The organism is Streptomyces sp. NPDC026673, assembly GCF_040638135.1.
In the GTDB taxonomy this organism is placed as follows: domain Bacteria; phylum Actinomycetota; class Actinomycetes; order Streptomycetales; family Streptomycetaceae; genus Actinacidiphila.
This window is the reverse complement of the sequence record NZ_JBEZXR010000180.1, coordinates 1-1,925: the sequence shown is the minus strand read 5'-3', so window position 1 is coordinate 1,925 and position 1,925 is coordinate 1. Positions and strand designations below refer to the sequence as shown.

The window sequence follows — 1,925 nt, the reverse complement described above, 5'->3', positions numbered from 1 at the left end:
CGCCGCCCCGGGCCCGCCCCGGGGCGGTGCGGGCACCGCCCCCCGGCCACCCCCGCGGGGCCGCCCCCCCCCCCGGGGGGGGGGGGGGGCCGCCCCGGCCGGGACCCGTCAGCCGAAGGTGAAGGAGTAGGCGGTCAGCCCCGGGGACAGCGTCAGGGTCAGGTCGCCCAGCCGGGACGAGTTCCCGCTCACCACACGACGGATGTCGGGCGCGCCGGAGACGGCGAAGGTGCTGGTCTTCCCGTCCACGGTCGCCGTCACGGTCCCCTTGCCGCCGACGTCGAGGTAGACGTCGCGGGCGAAGAAGTTCAGCTTGATGCCCGCGTCGCTCCCGCTGGTGAGCGCCTCCTCACCGGCGTCCCAGGTACCGGTCAGGGCGGCCTGGCCGGGGAGGACGGCCTCCGGGTAGTGGAAGGTCCCGGTGCCCACGGCCAGGGGGCCGTTCACCACGGCGGCGGAGCGGCCCGCGCCCAGGGGGATCTCCGGCGTCTGGTTCCGGTCGGTCGGGGTGTTGTCGGGCACGTCGGTGGGGGGCGGCAGTTCGATGCCGGGGTGCGCGGTGGTGAGCAGGCTCCTGATCAGTGATTCCGTGGTGGTGTACCCGCCCTCGCCGACGGCGACGTGCCGGACCCGGCCCCGGGCGTCGATCAGGTACTGGGTGGGCCAGGCCTGGTTCTCGAAGTTGCCCCAGGTCGTGAAGTCGTTGTCCAGCGCGATCGGGTACTCCACGCCGAGCCGCCGGGCGCCCGCCTTGACGTTGCCGGGGTCGTGCTCGAAGGCGTACTCGGGGGTGTGCACGCCGATCACCTCGAGGCCGTCGGACCGGTACTTCCCGTACCAGGCGTTGACGTGCTCGATGGCGCGCTGGCAGTTGATGCACGAGTACGCCCAGAAGTCGACCAGGACGACCTTGCCGGACAGCGCGTCCTTGGTCAGCGGGGCGTTCCCGGGTGTGTTCAGCCACTGCTGGATGCCCGAGATCGGCGGTGCCGCCCCGCAGTCGCGCAGATCGGGCGCGGGCTGTTCGGCGCAGTCGCGCAACGCGTGGTTCCGCGAGGAGCCGAGCCCGCCGGCGATCCCCGGATCGGCGATCGCGTCGTTGATGCGGGAGGTGTAGTCGGGGACGGCACGCTGCACGGCGTCGGTGACGTTGAAGGTGAGGCCGAAGGCCAGGACGACGAAGGTCAGGCCGGCGACGAACCGGACGCCGCGCTGCCGCTCGCGGAAGGCGCGCACCCGCTCGCCGATCCTCCGTCCGGCCAGGGCGAAGAAGAGCAGCGGGATCGCCGTGCCGACCGCGAAGGCGACGGCGAGCACGACCGTGTCCACGCCGATCCGGTGCGTGGCGCCGGCGACGGTGATGGCGGCGAGCACAGGTCCCGCGCAGGGCACGTACACCGTTCCGAGCGCGAGTCCCAGGAAGAACCCGCCGCGACCGCCGCCCACTTGCCGCTGCCCGATGCGCGCGAAGGGACGCTCCAGCAGATCCTGCACCGCCGGGAACATCATCGCCACGCCGAGCAGGAGCAGCACCGCCAGTCCGGCCCACCGGAGGATGTCCTGGGGCACGGGCAGGGCGCCCAGCACCAGGGTGCCGAACAGGGTGATCAGGCTGAAGCTGACGACGAGCCCGGCCATGACGGCGTACGGACGGCTCCTGCGCGCCGGGCCCGCGTCCGGCCCGGAGGCCGGAACGCCGCCCGAGAGGAAGATCAAGGGCAGGACGGGGAGCACGCACGGTGAGACGGCGGTGATGAAACCGCCGACCAGTCCGATGAAGAGCAGCGTGAGCAAGAAGACCTCCGGCGGGGTCGTCATGGGCGACCCCGGTTACCCGCCGGGAGGCTGGACCCGGGCGGGTGCTCACGGTTGACATCTGACATGGCAGAGGTGTCCCCTCCCCCTGAGGAACCGCCGTAAACTGG

At 72.7% G+C, this 1,925-nt stretch carries 1 protein-coding gene; it reads right to left on the bottom strand.

The window, feature by feature from the left end; genetic code table 11:
* Nucleotides 1-108: 108 nt before the first annotated feature.
* Complete coding sequence (locus tag AB0F62_RS42735) at nucleotides 109-1,818, bottom strand: cytochrome c biogenesis protein DipZ (protein WP_361812310.1); 1,710 nt, start codon at nucleotides 1,816-1,818, stop codon at nucleotides 109-111.
* Between the last annotated feature and the right edge of the window lie 107 nt (nucleotides 1,819-1,925).

Bases quoted from the DNA above. Each gene is read 5' to 3' on its own strand.
- AB0F62_RS42735 (WP_361812310.1), bottom strand. From the start codon at position 1,818: ATGACGACCCCGCCGGAGGTCTTCTTGCTCACGCTGCTCTTCATCGGA.